17 protein-coding genes are annotated in these 18,263 nt (G+C 71.4%); 10 read left to right on the forward strand and 7 right to left on the reverse strand.

Going from position 1 to position 18,263, the window contains the following annotated elements:
• The first annotated feature begins 64 nt into the window (after positions 1-64).
• Positions 65-1,741: an adenine deaminase gene (gene ade, locus QR78_RS11295; protein WP_048427617.1), complete on the forward strand. Its 1,677-nt coding sequence runs from the start codon at positions 65-67 to the stop codon at positions 1,739-1,741.
• Between the two features lie 224 nt (positions 1,742-1,965).
• Positions 1,966-2,871 carry a TIGR01459 family HAD-type hydrolase gene (locus tag QR78_RS11300; protein WP_082172063.1) on the forward strand — a complete coding sequence of 302 codons (906 nt, stop codon included), beginning with the start codon at positions 1,966-1,968 and terminating at the stop codon, positions 2,869-2,871.
• A gap of 63 nt (positions 2,872-2,934) precedes the next feature.
• Here QR78_RS11300 and QR78_RS11305 read toward each other — a convergent pair whose 3' ends face one another.
• Positions 2,935-3,465 carry a protein phosphatase CheZ gene (locus QR78_RS11305; protein WP_048427643.1) on the reverse strand — a complete coding sequence of 177 codons (531 nt, stop codon included), beginning with the start codon at positions 3,463-3,465 and terminating at the stop codon, positions 2,935-2,937.
• A 199-nt stretch (positions 3,466-3,664) separates the two neighbouring features.
• Entirely contained in the window at positions 3,665-4,048 is a 384-nt protein-coding gene (locus QR78_RS11310) for a response regulator (RefSeq protein WP_048427618.1), read from the reverse strand.
• Between the two features lie 246 nt (positions 4,049-4,294).
• On the opposite strand from QR78_RS11310, the gene QR78_RS11315 reads away from it, so the two are divergent.
• Positions 4,295-5,290, forward strand: coding sequence for a bifunctional riboflavin kinase/FAD synthetase (locus QR78_RS11315; RefSeq protein ID WP_048427619.1), 996 nt, complete (start codon positions 4,295-4,297; stop codon positions 5,288-5,290).
• A 174-nt stretch (positions 5,291-5,464) separates the two neighbouring features.
• Here QR78_RS11315 and QR78_RS11320 read toward each other — a convergent pair whose 3' ends face one another.
• Entirely contained in the window at positions 5,465-5,698 is a 234-nt protein-coding gene (locus tag QR78_RS11320; protein WP_048427620.1) for a hypothetical protein, read from the reverse strand.
• A 77-nt stretch (positions 5,699-5,775) separates the two neighbouring features.
• On the opposite strand from QR78_RS11320, the gene QR78_RS11325 reads away from it, so the two are divergent.
• Complete coding sequence (locus QR78_RS11325; protein ID WP_048427621.1) at positions 5,776-6,387, forward strand: cadmium resistance transporter; 612 nt, start codon at positions 5,776-5,778, stop codon at positions 6,385-6,387.
• On the opposite strand, the gene QR78_RS11330 is transcribed toward QR78_RS11325, so the two are convergent.
• On the reverse strand, positions 6,362-6,844 hold the full coding sequence (locus QR78_RS11330; RefSeq protein WP_048427622.1) for a GNAT family N-acetyltransferase: 483 nt from the start codon (positions 6,842-6,844) through the stop codon (positions 6,362-6,364). The two genes, QR78_RS11325 and QR78_RS11330, sit on opposite strands and share 26 nt — an antisense overlap.
• Positions 6,831-7,496 carry a GNAT family N-acetyltransferase gene (locus QR78_RS32695; RefSeq protein WP_082172065.1) on the reverse strand — a complete coding sequence of 222 codons (666 nt, stop codon included), beginning with the start codon at positions 7,494-7,496 and terminating at the stop codon, positions 6,831-6,833. Before QR78_RS32695 ends, QR78_RS11330 begins: the two co-directional genes overlap by 14 nt.
• Positions 7,497-7,797: 301 nt before the next feature.
• On the opposite strand from QR78_RS32695, the gene ileS reads away from it, so the two are divergent.
• From ileS to QR78_RS11360, 5 genes are all read left to right on the forward strand, one after another.
• Entirely contained in the window at positions 7,798-10,770 is a 2,973-nt protein-coding gene (gene ileS / locus QR78_RS11340; protein WP_179945852.1) for an isoleucine--tRNA ligase, read from the forward strand.
• 27 nt (positions 10,771-10,797) lie between these two features.
• Positions 10,798-11,295, forward strand: a complete 498-nt coding sequence (gene lspA / locus QR78_RS11345) for a signal peptidase II (RefSeq protein ID WP_048427624.1) — start codon at positions 10,798-10,800, stop codon at positions 11,293-11,295.
• Between the two features lie 131 nt (positions 11,296-11,426).
• Entirely contained in the window at positions 11,427-12,095 is a 669-nt protein-coding gene (locus tag QR78_RS11350) for a hypothetical protein (protein WP_048427625.1), read from the forward strand.
• 431 nt (positions 12,096-12,526) lie between these two features.
• Positions 12,527-13,921, forward strand: coding sequence for a M16 family metallopeptidase (locus tag QR78_RS11355; RefSeq protein ID WP_048427626.1), 1,395 nt, complete (start codon positions 12,527-12,529; stop codon positions 13,919-13,921).
• An 81-nt stretch (positions 13,922-14,002) separates the two neighbouring features.
• Positions 14,003-15,304 (forward strand): M16 family metallopeptidase, encoded by a 1,302-nt coding sequence (locus QR78_RS11360; RefSeq protein ID WP_048427627.1) that lies wholly within the window; start codon positions 14,003-14,005, stop codon positions 15,302-15,304.
• Positions 15,305-15,334: 30 nt separating this feature from the next.
• On the opposite strand, the gene QR78_RS11365 is transcribed toward QR78_RS11360, so the two are convergent.
• Together QR78_RS11365 and QR78_RS11370 are read right to left on the reverse strand one after the other, a co-directional pair.
• Positions 15,335-15,763, reverse strand: a complete 429-nt coding sequence (locus QR78_RS11365) for a cupin domain-containing protein (protein WP_048427628.1) — start codon at positions 15,761-15,763, stop codon at positions 15,335-15,337.
• A 90-nt stretch (positions 15,764-15,853) separates the two neighbouring features.
• Positions 15,854-17,182 (reverse strand): NAD(P)/FAD-dependent oxidoreductase, encoded by a 1,329-nt coding sequence (locus QR78_RS11370; protein WP_048427629.1) that lies wholly within the window; start codon positions 17,180-17,182, stop codon positions 15,854-15,856.
• Between the two features lie 195 nt (positions 17,183-17,377).
• On the opposite strand from QR78_RS11370, the gene QR78_RS11375 reads away from it, so the two are divergent.
• Positions 17,378-18,250: an urease accessory protein UreD gene (locus tag QR78_RS11375; RefSeq protein WP_048427630.1), complete on the forward strand. Its 873-nt coding sequence runs from the start codon at positions 17,378-17,380 to the stop codon at positions 18,248-18,250.
• The last annotated feature ends 13 nt before the right edge of the window (positions 18,251-18,263 follow it).

Raw genomic sequence — 18,263 nt, forward strand, 5'->3', positions numbered from 1 at the left:
CCGGTGCCCACTTCGTCGGAAAATGCTCTAGTATCCGGGGACCTCCGAGCCAGAAGGATCCCCGATGTCGGACCTCATCGCCCGCCGGATCGCGCAAGGGGCCGGGCGCGTGCCCGCCGACCTGGTGATTCGCGGCGCCCGCCTCCTCGACCTCGTCACCGGAGAGCTGGTGGAGACCGACATCGCGGTCTGCGGCGACACGGTGGTGGGGACCTACGGCACCTACGAGGGGACGCGGGTGATCGAGGCGCGGGGGCGGATCGCCGTCCCGGGCTTCATCGACACTCACCTGCACATCGAATCCTCCCTCATCACCCCGCACGAATTCGACCGCTGCGTGCTGCCCCACGGCGTCACCACGGCGATCTGGGACCCGCACGAACTCGCCAACGTGCTCGGCACCGCCGCCTTCGACTACGCGCTGGCGGCGGCGAGCGAGACCGTGATGGACATCCGGGTCCAGCTCTCCTCCTGCGTCCCGGCGACCGACCTCGAGAGCGCCGGCGCGCGGATCGAGGCCGACGACCTCGCGCGCTACCGCGACCATCCCCGGGCCCTGGGCCTGGCCGAGTTCATGAATTTCCCGGGCGTCGTCGCGGCGGATCCCGCCTGCCTCGCCAAGCTCGCGACCTTCGCCGGGCGCCCCGTCGACGGCCACGCCCCGCTCCTCTCCGGCCTCGCCCTCAACGCCTACGCGGCCGCCGGCATCCGCACCGACCACGAGGCGACGAGCGCCGCGGAGGCGCTGGAAAAGATCCGCAAGGGCATGACGGTGCTGATCCGCGAGGGCTCGGTCTCGAAGGACCTGCACGCGCTCGCCCCCCTCCTCACCGAGCGGACGGCGCCGTTCCTCGCCTTCTGCACCGACGACCGCAACCCCCTCGACATCGCGGAGGAAGGCCATCTCGACCACCTGATCCGCACCGCGATCGGGCTCGGCGTGCCGCCCCTCGCCGCCTACCGGGCCGCCTCGCTCACCGCCGCCACCGCCTTCGGGCTCTCTGACCGCGGCATGATCGCACCGGGCAAGCGCGCCGACATCGTGCTGCTCGACGACCTTGCGGCCTGCACGGTCTCGGCGGTGATCGCGGCGGGACGCCCCGCCGACGAGGCACTGGCCGCGGCGCGACCCGCGACGCCCGCGCCGGGCCGCCGCAGCGTGCGGGCCGAGCCGGTGAGCGCCGCCGACCTCGCCGTGCCGGCGCCCGCGGGCGAGACCCCGGTGATCGGCGTGGTACCGGGGCGGATCATCACCGAGCACCTGCGCCTGACCCCGGCCGGCGTGCCGGACACAGCCCAGGACATCGCGATGGTCGCCGTGGTGGCCCGCCACGGCACGCGCAGCATCGGCCGCGGCCTGGTGCGGGGCTTCGGGCTGACGCGGGGCGCCATCGCCTCCTCGGTCGGGCACGACAGCCACAACCTCTGCGTCGTCGGCGCCGATACGGAGGCCATGGCGCGGGCGGTCAACCGGTTGATCGCGCTGCAGGGCGGGTTCGTGGTGTCGGACGAGACCGGGATCCTGGCCGAGCTGGCACTGCCGATCGCGGGCCTGATGAGCGACCTGCCCTTCGAGGCGGTGCGCGATGCCCTGCCGCCCCTGCGGGAGGCTGCCCGGCACCTCGGCTGCACCCTGCCCGAGCCGTTCCTCCAGGTCGCCTTCCTGCCCCTGCCGGTGATCCCGCATCTCAAGATCACCGATCGCGGCCTCGTCGACGTCGACCGGATGGCGCACCTCTGACGAGGAACGGGGTTTCATCCGATTTTCGGCTGATCGCGTCGCGGTGCGATCATCGGCTTCGCTCGGGCGCCGCGCCGGCTTGTCGTACGGTTTCCGGGAGGGATCGTCCGGAAACCGTACGACCGGGAAAGACTGTAAACGATTTCAAAAGCCGTTGCGTTCGGGTCGGCCGATCTTTAAGTCCGGCACGTCTGCCGCTGCGGCGCAGCATCAGGAGGGACGGCATGGCCGAGATGGTTCGCGCGGCGCATCCGGGCGAGGTCGCGATCCTGGACGGGATCGGCGGCGTCGCTTCCGGCTTCGACCTGATCCTGTGCGACGTCTGGGGCGTGCTGCACGACGGCGTCCACGCCCATCGCGGCGCGTCGGACGCGCTGACGCGCTTTCGCGCCCTGCCGGGCGAGCGGCCGCGCCGGGTGGTACTGGTCTCGAACGCCCCGCGTCCCGGCGCCGGCGTCCTGACGCAGCTCGACGGGTTCGGCGTGCCGCGCACCGCCTACGACACCATCGTCACCTCGGGCGACCTCACCCGCCGGCTGCTCGCCGAGCGGGCGGCGGCGCCGGTCTACCATCTCGGTCCCGATCGCGACCTGCCGATCTTCGACGGCCTCGACCTCGTCCGCGGCGGGCCGGACGATGCCGCCCACGTCGTGGTGACGGGCCTCCTCGACGACGAGGTCGAGACGGCAGAGGATTACCGCGACCGGCTTACCCCTTGGGCCGCCCGCGGCGTGACGATGATCTGCGCCAATCCCGATCTCGTGGTCGAGCGCGGCGAGCGGCTGATCCCCTGTGCCGGCGCCCTGGCGGCGCTCTACGAGGAGATGGGCGGCGCGGTCGTCTACGCCGGCAAGCCCCACGTCCCGGTCTACGAGGCGGCGCTCGCCGCCGCGGAAGGCCTCGATGGCGGCGCTCCCCTCCCCCGCGAGCGGGTGCTCGCGGTCGGCGACGCGATCCGCACCGACGTCGCCGGGGCGCGGGCGTTCGGGGTCGCGTCCCTGCTGGTGGCGCGCGGCATCCACGCCGAGGAGCTCGGCGTCGCGGCGGGCGCACCGATCGGCGACATCGCCCATTGGCTGGAAGCCCAGACCGTCCACCCGGACGCCGTGATCGACCTGCTGCGCTGGTAGCAAAGCGACGACCCCGGGGCGCGGCCGACGCGCCCCGGGGTCGAGACTCGAGGGAGGCTCCGATCAGGAGAAGAGCGCGTCGATCGCGTCCTGCGGCGTCGCCGGGCCCTTCGGCTGCGGGCCGTTGAGCAGGAGCTTCTCGGCGCGGGCCTTGCGGCGGGCCTCCTCGGGATCGAGCTCGGCCTCGCCGTCGCGGACGTTCACCACCGTGGAGAACTGCGACAGGCGCTTCTCGAGCTGGCCCAACGCCTCCACCACCTTGGAGATGCGCTGGCCGGTGATGTCCTGGAAGGTGCAGGCCTCGAAGATGTCGCCGATATGGGCCTCGACCTTCCGGCGGTAATCCTCGAGGGATTTCGCTTCGAGGGCGAGGATCGACTCGGCCGATTCCATGATCCTGTTGGTGGCGCTGGCGGTGGCGGCGACGACGCTGCCCAGCTCGTCATGCGCCATCGGGATGCGGTCGCGGGTCAGCTCCTGGGCCCGCAGCCCCGCGATGCCCCGCTTCAGCTTGGTGATGTAGTCGGCGATCTCCAGGAGTTCCGTGACCGGGAGCGCCTGGTTCGCGGCCTCGGCCGTGGTCGCGCCGGCCATGGGCGTCTTGCCTCCCAGCAGCCGGTTGAGGGCGGACCGCGGCCCTTCCGTCATCTGCCTGAGCACGTGATCGATCCCCGCGGCTAGGTTGCTTCCCGGCCCGTTGCGGGCTCGGGGATCCGGCGCGGGTGCGGCCGGCCTCTCGGCCCTGCCGCACGCTCCCGCGCCCGAGAGGCACCGCCTCGTCGCGTCCGGGGCGTCAGGCGCCGCAGACGGCCTCGATCTTGGTCTTCAGCGTCTGGGCGTTGAAGGGCTTGACGATGTAGTTGTTCACGCCGGCCTTCTTGGCCGCGATGACGTTCTCGGTCTTCGACTCGGCGGTGACCATGATGAACGGCGTGGTGCGCAGGGCGTCGTCGGCCCGGACGTGGCGCAGCAGCTCGTAACCCGTCATCGGCTCCATGTTCCAGTCGGAGATGACGAGGCCGTACTTCTTCTGCTTCAGCTTCGCCAGCGCGCCGGTGCCGTCCGAAGCGTCGTCGACATCTTCGAAGCCGAGCTGCTTCAGCAGGTTGCGGATGATGCGGACCATCGTCTGGTAATCGTCCACCACGAGGATCGGCATGCCGAGGTCAAGGGCCATGGCTTACGGCTCCGTTCGCGGGCGCGACGCATCCCCGCGCGCCGGTTCCCGCTTGGATGATGAGTGGAGGCGCCGGTCGGCTCCTCTGTTCTCAGCTTGTAGTTCCGGCCCCTTGAGAAGCGGTTAACCCGCGGGCAGACACCGGCCCGCCACCGGCATGCTCCCCGGCGTCTTGACCCCAGGGGTGGATTTCGACAGGGTCCGGCCGCCTCGAATACCCTTCCCCCGGCGAGCCTAAGGACCCGTATGCCGCGCGACGAGACTGCCCCGCGCCCCGTCGCCTCGTCCTTCCCCGTCCACCGCGACGGCGAGCCGGTGCCGGAGGCCCTGCGGGGCGCGGTCGCGGCGCTCGGCAACTTCGACGGCATCCACCAGGGCCACCGCGCCCTGATCGCGGCGGTGCGGGAGATGGCCGGAGCCCTCGGCCGTCCGAGCGCCGTCCTGACCTTCGAGCCGCATCCGCGCGCCTTCTTCTCCCCCGGCACGGCGATGTTCCGCCTGACCGGCGAGGAGGGCAAGCTCGCGGTGCTGCGACGGCTCGGGGTCGACGGCGCCTTCGTGCGCCGGTTCGACGCGGCCCTCGCCGGCACCGGAGCCTCGGCCTTTGTGGCCGAGACGCTGAAGGGCGAGCTCGGCCTGTCGGGCGTGGTGATTGGGCACGACTTCCATTTCGGCCGCGGCCGCGAGGGCACGCCGGCGATGCTGGAGGCGCTCTGCGCCGAGAACGGGCTCGCCTGCCGGGTGGTGCCGGCGGTGGCGGCGGGCGGCGGCGAGGCGCCGGTCTCGTCGAGCGCGATCCGGGCGGCCCTGGAGGCCGGCGACGTGGGAACCGCCAACCACCTCCTCGGCTACCGCTGGTTCGTCGAGGGCGAGGTGCGCCACGGCGACAAGCGCGGCCGCACCCTCGGCTTCCCGACCGCCAACGTGGCGCTCGATGCCTGCGCGCTCGCCCACGGCATCTATGCCGTGCGGATCCGCCTCGCCGACGGCAGCCTGCGCGACGGCGTAGCGAGCTACGGCCGCCGCCCGACCTTCGACGACGGCGCGCCGCTCCTCGAGACGTACCTGTTCGACTTCTCCGGCGATCTCTACGGCCAGGCGATCGCGGTCGAGTTCGTCGGCTTCATCCGCGGCGAGGCGCGCTTCGACAGCGCAGACGCCCTGGTGGTGCAGATGCACGCCGACGCGGCCGAGGCGAAGCGGAGGCTCGCCGAAGATTGCACGCCGTCGATGCTCGGGTGACGCCATCGGGGCGACCCGGCGCGCCCCATTATGGGCATCGGCATGGATCTCGCCGGCTTCGGTTTTCTCAACCCTCGACCTCATCCTGAGGTCGAGGGTGGGAAAGCCACATGCCGGCGGGCTCGACTGCTCCAGCCATGTCCCGTAGGCCGCGCCGGTCGAGTTGAATGGCGGTTATTCGGGGATGAACTCGCGGATCGGCGCCTCGGTGTCGGGCCCCCGCTCGCGCGGGCGCTTCATCCGCCGCGCCGGACCGCGATCCTCGTCGGGGATCAGCAGCGGGTCGGTCGGGGTGACGGACCCGGTGGCGTCGACGTCCTCCGGCACGGGCCGGGGCGGCGAGCCGATCTCGCGGGCGACGGCGGGAGCGGCGAGGAGCGCAGCGAGCGCGAGGAGCAGGATCCGCATGGCGAGAACCCGGATTCGATGAACTTTCCTGTCAACCGCACGAGGCCGCGCCCCGTTCCTGCGGGCCGGCCCGGACGATGATCGCCCTCGCGACCGATCTCGGCGTGGCGATCACGCTCTTCGCCTCGACCAATCTCGACGATCTCTTCGTGCTGATCGGCTTCTTCTCCGATCCGCGCTACCGCCCGCGCCAGATCGTGGCCGGGCAGTTCCTGGGCATCGCCGCCCTGGTGCTGGCCTCGCTCGCCGGCGCGCTGCTGTCCCTGGTCGTGCCTCCGGCATGGCTCGGCCTCATGGGCCTGGTCCCGATCACCTTGGGCCTTCGCCGTCTCCTTGCCCTGCGGGGCGACGAAGAGGATGATGCTCCGGCCCGCGCGGCAACCCTCGGCAACGCGCTGGCGGTCGCCAGTGTCACCCTCGCCAACGGTGGCGACAATCTAGGCATCTACACGCCGGTCTTCGCCACCGCGTCGGGGCCGCGCCTCCTCCTGTTCGTCGCCGTCTTCGCCGCCATGGTCGCACTCTGGCTCGGCCTCGCGCATTGGCTCGTCCACCATCCGGTCCTGAGCGCCCCGATCCGCCGGATCGGCCGGGTGGCGACGCCGTTCGTGCTGATCGGGATCGGCGTGATGGTGCTGGTCGAGGCCGGGACGGTGTCGTCGTTCACGCGATGGGCGGCACGCGGATGAGGTGCGTGGCGGCCGGGTCGTCGCACGCCGCGAAGCCGAGGCGCCGGTAGAACGCAGCAGAGTCCGGCGAGGCCGCGCGCAGGCGCACGGTCCGGAAATGGCTCTCGGCGTGCCGCAGCAGGTCTCTCACCAGCAGGGTGCCGACACCGAGATGTCGATGCGATCCGAGCACGTAGATGTGCCGTAAGCGACCGACACCCTCCTCCGCCGTGTAGGGATCGCGATTCAGACCTCCGAGACCGACGAGGCCTTCGCCCTGCCAGGCTCCAAAAATGATCTCGCCCGGACGTTCAAAGCGATTGGACCCCGACTGCCACTCCTCGAACAGGCGCCGCACAAAGGCGATTCCCTGCCGCTCGGCATCTGCAAGGATCGGTCCGGCAGCAGGGTCGAGTGCAGCCAGCACTGCAACCGCCGGACCGGCAGGAGCCGCGGCTTCTCTTTCAAAATTCGACATCTCGCGCCTCGTAGGCCCGCAACGGCAGGTCCTCGTCTGTCAGGGGCGAAGACATGAGCAACCGGCCGAGTGAGAGTGGCCGGACTCGGTCCTGTTCATCGAGATCGTGTGCGTCCGTGTCGGCTGATCCTTGTCGCAGCACGTAGCGCCACTGCATGATCGTCTCACCGCGCGGCCGCGAGAAAACGGGTGCAGCCCTTGATCGGGTGAAGCCGAGCTTTGTGAGCACCCGTCCCGAGGCCGGGTTGTCGCACGCATGCCCAGCACGCAGCACCGTCAGGCGAGCGACCGAGAAGGCGAACCGGACCAGAGCAGCCCCGGCCTCCGATGCGTAGCCGCGCCCCCAAGCGGCCCGATCGAGCCAGCAGCCGAGTCGGGCCTCGGCACGCACAACCCTGTCGATATCGACAACGCCGATCATCGTGCCGTTGCACGTGATCGCGAAACGATAGGCCTCCCCCATCTCCCATTCGCGGGCATGATCGGCGAACCATCGCTCGATCTCGCACGGATCGGGCGGGAACGCGGTCCGGCTCAAGTTGCGCGACACACCCCACACCGAGAGGATATCGACGGCGCGCGACGCATCGGTGGTCTGCACAGGCCGAAGCACAAGCCTCCCGGTCGTGATCGCGCGCTTGGGGATCGGCATGACGGGAGGGTCGTGGGTAAGATGGCGACGATGACGCAACGATAGCATGGCGACCTCCGGGTGTTGAGCGTGGCCGCCGCTCCACATCATCACGCCGCTTCCCCCGCCCGCCTGCCGCTGCTAGAAGCGCCGGATGAGCGAATCGCACCCGCGCCGCGCCGCCCTCCGGCGAATTACGAGCCCGGCTTCCGCCTGAGGGCCGCCATCGCGCGGCCGCGCGGAAGGCCGGGTTGCTGCCGTTTCGCCGCTGCGATTGTCCTCAAGGGCTGCGCATCCGCGCCCCAGACGAGCCTTGACCACCATGACCGAGCCGACCCCCGCCGCCGGGCGCGACTATTCCGAGACCCTGTTCCTGCCGGTCACCGATTTTCCGATGCGGGCCGGGCTGCCGCAGCGCGAGCCGGAGATCCTGGAGCGCTGGGCGAAGACCAACCTCTACGCCCGCATCCGCGAGGCTGCCGCCGGCCGGCCGAAATTCGTGCTGCATGACGGCCCGCCCTATGCCAACGGCCACATCCATATCGGCACGGCGCTCAACAAGATCCTGAAGGACATCGTCGTCCGCACCCAAGGTGCGCTCGGTCAGGATGCCAATTACGTCCCGGGCTGGGATTGCCACGGCCTGCCGATCGAGTGGAAGATCGAGGAGCAGTACCGCGCCGCCGGCCGCAACAAGGACGACGTGCCGGTGGTCGAGTTCCGGCGCGAGTGCCGGTCCTTCGCCGAGCACTGGCTGTCGGTGCAGCGGGAAGAGTTCAAGCGCCTCGGCGTCACCGGCGACTGGGACCATCCCTACCTGACCATGGCCTACCCGGCCGAGGCCGCGATCGCCCGCGAGCTGATGACCTTCGCCACCACCGGCCAGCTCTATCGCGGCTCGAAGCCGGTGATGTGGTCCGTGGTCGAGAAGACGGCGCTCGCCGAGGCAGAGGTCGAGTACGAGGACCACGTCAGCGACACGATCTGGGCCGCCTTCCCGGTCGTCTCCTCGACGACGGCCCCGGACTTGCAAGGCGCCCGCGTCGTCATCTGGACCACCACCCCGTGGACGATCCCGGCCAACCGGGCCGTCGCCTATTCCAAAAAAGTGTCTTACGGATTGTATCGTGTCGTTGCTGCGCCTCAAGAGAACTGGTCTCAACCTGGTGTTCGTTACGTTGTTGCTGACAAACTGGCGGGCGACGTCTTCAAGGCAGCGCGCGTCGAATCCTTCGAGCGACTGAGCGACGTCTCGGCGGACGACCTCGCCGGCGTGACGCTGGCGCATCCCCTGGCGTCCTGGAACGCCGGCTACGCCCACGCCGTGCCGATGCTGGACGGCGAGCACGTCACCGACGAGGCCGGCACCGGCTTCGTCCACACCGCCCCCAGCCACGGCCGCGAGGATTTCGAGGTCTGGATGGCGAACGGCCGCGTGCTTCGCGAGCGCGGCATCGAGACTGCGATCCCCTACACGGTCGATGCCGACGGCGTGCTGACCGAGGCCGCGCCGGGCCTCACCGGCACCCGCGTGCTCGACGAGAAGGGCCAGAAGGGCAACGCCAACAAGGCGGTGATCGCCGCGCTGACGGCCGCCGGCACGCTGGTCGGCCGCGGTACGCTCAAGCACAGCTACCCGCATTCCTGGCGCTCGAAGAAGCCGGTCATCTTCCGCAACACGCCGCAATGGTTCATCGCCCTCGACAAGCCGGTGGCGACGCTCCACGACGCGACCCTGCGCGACGTGGCGCTGCGCGAGATCGCCGTCACCCAGTGGGTGCCGCCGCAAGGCCAGAACCGCATCACAGGCATGATCGCCAACCGCCCCGACTGGGTGGTGTCGCGCCAGCGCGCCTGGGGCGTGCCGATCACGGTCTTCGTCCACCGCGAGACCGGCGAGATCCTGCGCGATGAGACGGTGAACGCCCGCATCCACGCCGCCTTCGCGGCGGAGGGGGCGGATGCCTGGTTCACCGATGCCGACGGCGCCCGCTTCCTCGCCCCCGAGCACGACCCGGCCCACTACGAAAAGGTGACCGACGTCCTCGACGTGTGGTTCGATTCCGGCTCGACGCACGCCTTCACGCTCGGGGACCCGCAAGAATTCCCGGGGCTCGCCGGCATCCGCCGCCGCCGCGACGGCGGTGACGACACGGTGATGTATCTCGAGGGCTCGGACCAGCATCGCGGCTGGTTCCACTCCTCGCTGCTCGAATCCTGCGGCACCCGCGACCGCGCGCCCTACGACGTGGTGCTGACCCACGGCTTCGTCCTCGACCCCAAGGGCGAGAAGATGTCGAAGTCGAAGGGCAACGTCGTCGCGCCGCAGGACGTGATCAAGGGCTCGGGCGCCGACATCCTGCGCCTGTGGGTGGCGGCCTCGGACTATACCGACGACCTGCGCATCGGCCCGGAGATCATCAAGACCTTCTCGGAGACCTACCGCAAGCTGCGCAACTCGCTGCGCTGGATGCTGGGCACGCTCGCCCATCACCGGCCCGAGGACCGCGTCGCTCCCGACGCCATGCCGGAGCTGGAGCGGTTCATCCTGCACCGTCTCGCCGAGCTCGACGGCGAGATCCGCGACGCCTTCCGCACCTTCGACACGAAGCGGGTGGTGGCGCTGCTCAACGGCTTCATGACCGGCGACCTGTCGTCGTTCTACTTCGACGTGCGCAAGGACGCGCTCTACTGCGATCCGATCTCGTCGCAGACCCGGCGGGCCGCGCTCACCGTGGTGGACGAGGTGTTCAAGCGCGTCACGGTCTGGCTCGCCCCGGTGCTGGCCTTCACGGCGGAGGAGGCCTGGCTCGCGCGCTATCCCTCCGAGACGGCCTCCATCCATACCGAGACCCTGCCGGAGACGCCGGCCGCGTGGCGCGACGAGGCGCTGGCGAAACGCTGGGCCAAGATCCGCCGGGTGCGCCGGGTGGTGACGGGTGCGCTCGAGATCGAGCGGGCGGGCAAGCGCATCGGCGCGAGCCTGGAGGCCGCCCCGACGGTGTTCGTCGCCGATTCCGACCTGCTGGCGAGCCTCGACGGGATCGATTTCGCGGAGGTCTGCATCACGTCCGCCATCGCGGTCGAGGCCGGCGAGGGACCGGCCGAGGCCTTCCGGCTCGACGAGGTCAAGGGCGTCGCGGTGGTGCCGGCCCTGGCGCACGGGCGCAAATGCGCCCGCTCGTGGAAGGTGCTCCCGAGCGTCGGCAGCGAGCCGGACTACCCGGACGTGACGCCCCGCGACGCGCAGGCCCTGCGCGAGTGGGACGCGCTCCACGCCGAGGCCGCCGAGTAGGGGCGGGGACAGGGCGAGGAACAAGGCATGCGTCCCCTCCCCTTCGGGCTCATGGTCGCGCTCGTCACCCTGGTCCTCGACCAGGCGACGAAGCTCGGCCTGCTCTTCGTCGCCGACCTGCCGGTGCGCGAGCCCGTGGTGCTCGCGCCCTTCGCGCAGCTGATCGTGGTGTGGAACCGCGGCGTCTCCTATGGGCTGTTCCAGCAGGATTCGGCGCTCGGTCGATGGGTCCTGGTGGGCGTGTCGCTGCTCGCCTCCGTCGCGCTCTCCGTGTGGATGGCGCGGGCCGGCAGCCGCTGGCTCGCGGGCTCACTGGGGATGATCGTCGGCGGGGCGATCGGCAACGCCATCGACCGGGCGGCCTACGGGGCGGTGTTCGACTTCGTCCACCTGCATGCCGGCGCCTGGTCCTGGTACGTGTTCAACGTGGCGGATGCCGGCATCGTCTTCGGGGTGGTCGGCCTCCTGTATGACGGGCTGGTGCTGGAGCGCCGCCGCGCGGCGGCAACCGGCGAGCCGACCTGAAAACGCGTGTGTGTCGCGGGCGCAACGGCGAGGATCGCCGTTGCGCCCGCCTACGGACACGCCATACCTTCGCCCGAAACCGCCACCACCTCGGGAACCAACTCAGGGGGCGGAACAGGCAAGGGGCCAGCATGCTCGACAAGCGCACGATACTCGCCGCGGCGACGGCCGCGGTCCTGGCCGCCGGCCTGACGGCCTCCCCGGGCGCGCACGCCCAGGAAGGCGTCGCGATGAAGAACGCCCTGTCGTCCATCGGCCTGATCGAGCCCCAGCGGCCGACCATCACCTATCGCGAGCGTGCGCCCCTGGTGCTGCCGCCGCATATGGACAAGGCCGCCCTGCCGCCGCCGGTCGATCGCCGCGCCCTGCGCGAGGCCAATCCGCAATGGCCGACCGATCCCGAGACCGCCGCCCGCGACCGCCGTGCCGCCGAGGACCGCAAGCCGATCACCCGCGGCTATGGCGGCCGGATGAGCGACAACAACGCCACCCTGCCGATCCGGGAGATGCAGGCCGGCCGTCGCGAGGGCGCGGGCGTGCAGAGCGAGCCGACCTACAAGCCCGGCGACAACGTCAAGGAGTCGTTCTGGCTCAACCCGATGCAGCTCCTCGCCGGCAAGAAGGACGACGACGTCAACCTTCCCGATGTCGAGCCCTCCCGCGACACCCTGACCGAGCCGCCGACCGGCTACCGCAAGCCGCCGAACGGCAAGCTCGCCCGGACCGAGCGGGGCCCGAACGCGATGATCAGCGACCGCGAGCAGGCCGATCCCGGCGTCTACCTGCGCTCGCGCCAGTAACGTTTCCGAGATCCGATCGGGTCTCCCACCCCGGGCCGTACCTGCGGCCCGGGGTTTTTTGTCGGCGTTTCGCGAGGCTCGTCCCGGACGTGACACCTGCTTTCGATGCAGGGCTGCGCGTCTGTCGCGCCCGAGGGCCGATCCAGCGGAATGCACGCCAAGCTTCGGACCGGTCTGTGGCCACGCTTCGACTGCGGCATGTCGGGCTGGACCTGCACAGGGTGCATTTCTCCGCAGTCTTCGGGTCCCCCCTGCCACAAAATGCTCTAGAACAGGGTCTCTAACGGCCTGCGACCCCGGTGGCCGGCCCATCGGCCGGCTCGGCCTCCCGCCGGCCCCCGACTCGCAGGAGCCGCAAGCCTCCCTTAAGTGAGCCGGTTCACGATCCAACACGGGTGGCCCTTCCGGCCGTCCGGCTAAGGTAGATCAGGATGTCCCCAGTCAGGATGCGCTCCGCCCCCGGCCTCGCCAGCCCCGTCAGCGCGACCCTGCGCACCGACGCGGCGCCCTTCGGCCGAGCGGAGGCGGGTGGTCCCGAGGTGGCGTCCTTCGTGCTCGACAACGGCCTCGACGTGGTGGTGGTCCCCGACCACCGCGCCCCCGTCGTCACCCACATGGTCTGGTACCGCAACGGCTCGGCGGATGATCCGCTCGGCCAGTCCGGCATCGCCCACTTCCTCGAGCACCTGATGTTCAAGGGCACCGAGACCCATCCGGTCGGCGCCTTCTCGAAGGCGGTGTCGAGCTTGGGCGGCCAGGAGAACGCCTTCACGTCGTTCGACTACACGGCGTATTTCCAGCGCGTCGCCCGCGAGAACCTGAAGACCATGATGAGCTTCGAGGCGGACCGGATGACCGGCCTGATCCTCGACGACGCCGTCGTGGCCCCGGAGCGCGACGTGGTGCTGGAGGAGCGCCGGATGCGGGTCGAGACCGACCCCTCGGCCCAGCTCTCCGAGGCGATGGCGGCCTCGCTCTTCGTCCATCACCCCTACGGCATCCCGATCATCGGCTGGATGCACGAGATCGAGGAACTGAACCGCACCCACGCCCTCGACTATTACCGGCGCTTCTACACCCCGGAGAACGCCATCCTGGTGGTCGCCGGCGACGTGACCGCCGACGAGGTCCGGCGGCTCGCCGACGACACCTACGGGGTGGTGACGCCGCGCGGCGCCCGGCCGCAGCGCGTGCGGCCGCGGGAGCCGGAGCCCCGCGCCGCGCGGCGCCTGAGCGTCGCCGACCCGAAGGTGGAGCAGCCGACCCTGCAGCGGCTCTACCTCACCCCCTCCTGCATGACAGCCCGCGACGGCGAGAGCCATGCCCTGGAGCTGCTCGCCGAGGTTTTGGGCGGCGGCCCGACCTCCTACCTCTACCGCAGCCTGGTGCTGGAGCAGGGCGTCGCGGTGAATGCCGGCGCCTGGTACATGGGCTCGGCGATCGACGACACCCGCTTCTCGGTCTACGCCGTGCCGGCGGAGGGCGTGAGCCTGGAAAAGCTGGAAGACGCCCTCGACCGGGCGCTCGCCCGTGCCCCCTCCGAGGCCCTGTCCGGCACCGCGGTCGAGCGGGCGAAGACCCGGCTTGTCGCCGAGACGGTCTATTCCTCCGACAGCCAGTCCTCGCTCGCCCGCATCTTCGGCTCGGCGCTCGCCATCGGCGAGAGCATCGAGGAGGTGCGCCGCTGGCCTTCCGAGATCGAGGCGGTGCAGGCCTCCCGCCTCGCCGCGGTCGCCGAGCGCTACCTGGTGCCGGCCCGCTCGGTCACCGGTTACCTGGTCAAGGGCGAGGGCGCCTCGAAGGCGTCTCCAGCCGCGGCGGCCTGAACCCCGCATCCTGACACCGCCCGGGGCGTGCGCGCCGCCGGGCGGACCCGTCTTCGCACGTCACGACAACAAGAGGTCCTCATGACCCCGGCCGACGCCGTCTCCCGCAGCACCGCCGCCCCGGCGTCCTCCTCGTCGCCGACCCAGGCGCGTCCCATCCTCTCGGCCCGCGGCATCGAGGCCTGGCACGTCGAGTCGCCGATCGTCCCGCTGATCGCGCTGGCCTTCACCTTCGAGGGCGGCGCCGCGCAGGATCCCGAGGGCAAGGCCGGCACCGCCCAGATGCTGGCGCGCCTCCTCGACGAGGGCGCGGGCCCGCACGATTCCGACGCCTTCCAGGAGCGGCTCGCCGCCCGCGCCATCGAGCTGAGCTTCCATGCCGGGCCGGACGCCATCGGCGGCTCGCTCAAGATGCTGGTCAAGCACGCCGACGAGGCGATCGCGCTGCTCGCCCTGGCGCTGTCCCAGCCCCGCTTCGACCAGGCGGCGATCGAGCGGGTGCGGGCCCAGATGCTGGCCGGCCTGCGCTACCAGCAGAACGACCCCGGCGTGATGGCCTCGCGCCGCTTCTTCGCGGAGGCCTATCCGGGCCACCCCTACGGCCGGCCCTCGTCGGGCACGATCGAGAGCGTGTCGGCGATCACCCGCGACGACCTCGTGGCGATGCACCGGCGGCTCATGGCCCGCGGCCGGGTCAAGGTCGCGGCGGTGGGCGCCATCGGCGAGGAGGCGCTGATGCGCGCCCTCGACGCCGCCTTCGGCGAGCTGCCGGAGGGCGGTGCGCTGACCGCGGTACCGCCGACCCGCATCACGGGCCTCGGCCGGCGCATCGTCGTCGATCTCGACGTGCCGCAATCGGTGCTGCGCTTCGGCACCGACGGCGTGGCGTGGCGCGATCCCGACTTCATCCCGGCCTACGTCCTCAACCACATCCTGGGCGGCGGCGCCTTCACGTCGCGGCTCTTTCAGGAAGTGCGCGAGAAGCGCGGGCTGGCCTATTCGGTCGGCACCTCGCTGGTGAGCCACCGCGCCGCCTCGATGACCTGGGGCTATACCGCCACCAAGAACGAGCGCGTCGCCGAGTGCCTGACGGTGATCGCCGACGAGATCGCCCGCCTGACCGGCGACGGCCCCGACGACGACGAGCTGCAGAAGGCCAAGGACTACCTCACCGGCTCCTACGCGCTCGGCTTCGACACCTCGACCAAGATCGCCCACCAGCTGGTGCAGATCGCCTTCGAGGGCCTGGGCATCGACTACATCGCCCGCCGCAACGGCCTGATCGGCGCGGTGACGCAGGCCGACATCCGCCGCGCGGCCGCGCGGACGCTCGGCGACGGCAAGCTCCTGGTGGTGGCCGCCGGACGTCCCACCGCGATGTGACGCCGCGGGCCGGCCCTCGCACGGCCGGCCCTACGCCATCACGTCCCCCTCCGGAGGCCGCAACGCATCGAGTTCCGGCCGCAGGACCACGCTCTCCTGCTCGTTGGGATCGGTCCGGGCGATCACCGCCGTGCAGGTCTCGGTGCGGCTGGCATTGTAGGGCAGGTGCGGCACCCCGGCCGGGATGTAGACGAAATCACCCGCCCGGCTCCACAGGTGGTGCTCCAGGCGCTCGCCGTACCAGGTGCCGGCGACGCCCGAGAGCACGTGGAGCGCCGTCTCGTGCGCCTCGTGCAGGTGCGCCCTGGCGCGGGCCCCCGGCGGCAGGGTCACGAGCTGCATGTGCAGCCCGGTCGATCCGACCGTCTCGGCCGAGATTGCGGGCGCGTAGGTCAGCGCCTGCTTGCCGACGATGGTGGGCCCCGGGCGCACGACCCGGCAGGTCCTGTCAGAATCCATGATGCATCCTCCGTTCGAGCGGAGGCGAGCTTACGGCGTTTCGCCCTGGCCGGCGTGCGGGATCGTCGCGCACCGGCAGGAATGCGCTCCTCAGAACTCCGCCACCTTGCCCCAGGCCGAGGCCTCGAACCGGTCGGGGTGGTAGGGGCGCGGATCCACGATCGGGTCGGCGCCGGTGACGAGATCGGCGACGAGGTGACCGGCGCCCGGGCCGATGCCGAAGCCGTGGCCGGAAAAGCCCGCCGCCAGGATCAGGCCCGGCACGCCGGTGACCTCGCCGATCGCCGGCACGCCGTCCGGCGTCGAATCGATATAGCCGGCCCAGGAGGCGGTGATCGCGGTGCCGCGCAGGGCCGGCAGCAATTCGAGGGCCCGGCGGTGGGTCTCGGCGACCAGCCGCGCGTCGGGCCGGGGATCGAGGATCCGCATCCGCTCCATCGGCGTCTCCTCGTCGAGGCGCCAGCGCGCCGCGGTCTCGTGGCCGCTGCGCCAGCCGCCGAGGCCGCCCGGCCGCAGGGCGCGCCAGCGCCGGGCGAACATCGGCACGAATTCGCGGGCGAACAGGATCTGCTGGGGTGTGGGATCGACGCTGGCCCGCCCGCTGATCGCCAGCGTGTGGCCGCCGGTCTCGCCGCGGCGGGTCACCGAGATCTCGGCGGTGTGGAGCGCGTCCGGCAGGCCCGGGACATGCGGGCCGACCGCCAGGATCGAGGAGCGCACCGCCGATTGCGGGAAGCGGATGCCGAGCTGGCGGCAGAACGACGAGGCCCAGGCGCCGCCGGCCATCACCACGGTCTTCGTGCGGATCGTGCCCTTCTCGGTCACGACCCCGCTGACCCGGCCGCCCTGGAGCTCGAGGCCGCGGGCGGCGCAGAGCTGGTGGACGCTGCCGCCCGCCTGCATCACCCCGCGGGCGACGACCGGCACGGCGCGGGACGGGTCGGCGACGCCGTCGGAGGGCGAGAACACCCCGCCCTTCCAGCTCCGCCCGGTGGCGCTCGCCCGGGCCTTCGCCTCGCTCTCGCTCAGCATGTGGGTGGTGACGCCCTCGGTCACCGCGAAGTCGCGCCACTTGGCCCAGCGGGCGATCTCGGCCTCGTCGTTGCTGAGGTAGAGCAGGCCGCAGCGCCGGAAGCCCGGATCCTCGCCGATCTCGGCGGCGAGCCGGTCCCAGAGATCGAGGCTCTTCGTCGCCATCGGCAGTTCGCGGGCATCGCGGTTCTGCTGCCGGCACCAGCCCCAGTTGCGGCTCGACTGCTCGGCGCCGACGCGGCCCTTCTCGACGAGGGCCACGCTGATGCCCCGGCACGCGAGGTAGTAGGCCGTGAAGGTGCCCACGACCCCGCCGCCGATCACCACGACATCGACGGCCTCCGGCAGGCTCGGCGTGGAGTCGATCTGGAGGAGAGGTGCTGGCATCGTGGGCTCCCGTTGACCCCCGGAAGACTAGCAGGCCGCGGCGTGCGAAGACGCCGGAGAGCGCGGGCCCGGCGGCATATTCTGCCATGGGCCCGACGAGGGGCCGGCATCATCGGGCATCCGGGGCTTGCCCGCGGGGCCGCCCGCGCGGTCTAAGCGGAGTCGAAGAGGGCCGCCCGGCCCGCCGGGCTTCCGATGCCGCACTCTCCCGTCGCCGCCTTCCCCGATCCCCCCGTCCCCGACGCCCTTCGCCGCCAGCGCTCGGTCGGCCACGTCGCGCTCGCCGTCGCGCGGATGCCGGGCGGCGCCACCCGGACCACCGACCTCGCCGAGTCCGGCCCCTTGCGGCTGCGGCTGCCGCGCCCCGAGCCGGGACCGATGGAGGCGGTGCTTCTCAACAGCGCCGGCGGCATCGCCTGCGGCGACCGGTTCACGGTCGAGGCGCGGCTCGGCGAGGGGGCCGACCTCGTCCTCACCACCACGGCGGCGGAGAAGATCTATCGCTCGGACGGGCCGGTGACCCGGCTCGACGTGGACCTGACGCTGGAGAGCGAGGCCGCCCTCGCCTGGCTGCCGCAGGAGACGATCCTGTTCGACGGCGCCCGCCTCGCCCGGAGCTTTTGCGCCGAGATCGCCCCGGATGCGCGCCTCACCCTGTTCGAGGCCCTGGTCTTCGGCCGCGCCGCGAAGGGCGAGGTGATGCGGGACGGCGCGCTGACCGATTCCTGGCGCCTGCGCCGCGCCGGGCGGCTGACTTACGCCGATACGGTCCGCCTGGAGGCCGACATCTCGACGATGCTCGCCAAGCGGGCGGTGGCCGGCGGCGCCCGGGCGATGGCGACCCTGCTCCATCTCGCCCCCGACGCCGAGAGCCGCCTCGACCAGGCCCGCGACCTGATCCAGGCCGCCGGCTGCGCGGCGCTGTCGGTCGAGGCCGGGGCGAGTGCCTGGAACGGCATGCTGAGCTTGCGCCTGCTCGGGGCCGAGATCGGCCCCTTACGCCTCGCCGCCGCCCGGATCCTCGAAGGGTTTCGCGGCCGGCCGCTGCCGCGGGTCTGGCAGACCTGACGGCTCGTTTCTT

This window comes from Methylobacterium indicum (assembly GCF_001043895.1).
In the GTDB taxonomy this organism is placed as follows: domain Bacteria; phylum Pseudomonadota; class Alphaproteobacteria; order Rhizobiales; family Beijerinckiaceae; genus Methylobacterium; species Methylobacterium indicum.

Excerpts from the sequence above, each read along its gene's own strand:
- QR78_RS11320 (WP_048427620.1), bottom strand. The coding sequence starts at position 5,698 with ATGCGGATCCTGCTCCTCGCGCTCGCTGCGCTCCTCGCCGCTCCCGCC.
- QR78_RS11365 (WP_048427628.1), bottom strand. The coding sequence starts at position 15,763 with ATGGATTCTGACAGGACCTGCCGGGTCGTGCGCCCGGGGCCCACCATC.
- QR78_RS11355 (WP_048427626.1), top strand. The coding sequence starts at position 12,527 with ATGTCCCCAGTCAGGATGCGCTCCGCCCCCGGCCTCGCCAGCCCCGTC.
- QR78_RS11330 (WP_048427622.1), bottom strand. The coding sequence starts at position 6,844 with ATGTCGAATTTTGAAAGAGAAGCCGCGGCTCCTGCCGGTCCGGCGGTT.
- lspA (WP_048427624.1), top strand. The coding sequence starts at position 10,798 with ATGCGTCCCCTCCCCTTCGGGCTCATGGTCGCGCTCGTCACCCTGGTC.
- QR78_RS11350 (WP_048427625.1), top strand. The coding sequence starts at position 11,427 with ATGCTCGACAAGCGCACGATACTCGCCGCGGCGACGGCCGCGGTCCTG.
- QR78_RS32695 (WP_082172065.1), bottom strand. The coding sequence starts at position 7,496 with ATGCCGATCCCCAAGCGCGCGATCACGACCGGGAGGCTTGTGCTTCGG.
- QR78_RS11370 (WP_048427629.1), bottom strand. The coding sequence starts at position 17,182 with ATGCCAGCACCTCTCCTCCAGATCGACTCCACGCCGAGCCTGCCGGAG.
- ileS (WP_179945852.1), top strand. The coding sequence starts at position 7,798 with ATGACCGAGCCGACCCCCGCCGCCGGGCGCGACTATTCCGAGACCCTG.
- QR78_RS11315 (WP_048427619.1), top strand. The coding sequence starts at position 4,295 with ATGCCGCGCGACGAGACTGCCCCGCGCCCCGTCGCCTCGTCCTTCCCC.
- QR78_RS11300 (WP_082172063.1), top strand. The coding sequence starts at position 1,966 with ATGGCCGAGATGGTTCGCGCGGCGCATCCGGGCGAGGTCGCGATCCTG.
- QR78_RS11375 (WP_048427630.1), top strand. The coding sequence starts at position 17,378 with ATGCCGCACTCTCCCGTCGCCGCCTTCCCCGATCCCCCCGTCCCCGAC.
- QR78_RS11360 (WP_048427627.1), top strand. The coding sequence starts at position 14,003 with ATGACCCCGGCCGACGCCGTCTCCCGCAGCACCGCCGCCCCGGCGTCC.
- ade (WP_048427617.1), top strand. The coding sequence starts at position 65 with ATGTCGGACCTCATCGCCCGCCGGATCGCGCAAGGGGCCGGGCGCGTG.
- QR78_RS11325 (WP_048427621.1), top strand. The coding sequence starts at position 5,776 with ATGATCGCCCTCGCGACCGATCTCGGCGTGGCGATCACGCTCTTCGCC.
- QR78_RS11305 (WP_048427643.1), bottom strand. The coding sequence starts at position 3,465 with ATGGCCGGCGCGACCACGGCCGAGGCCGCGAACCAGGCGCTCCCGGTC.
- QR78_RS11310 (WP_048427618.1), bottom strand. The coding sequence starts at position 4,048 with ATGGCCCTTGACCTCGGCATGCCGATCCTCGTGGTGGACGATTACCAG.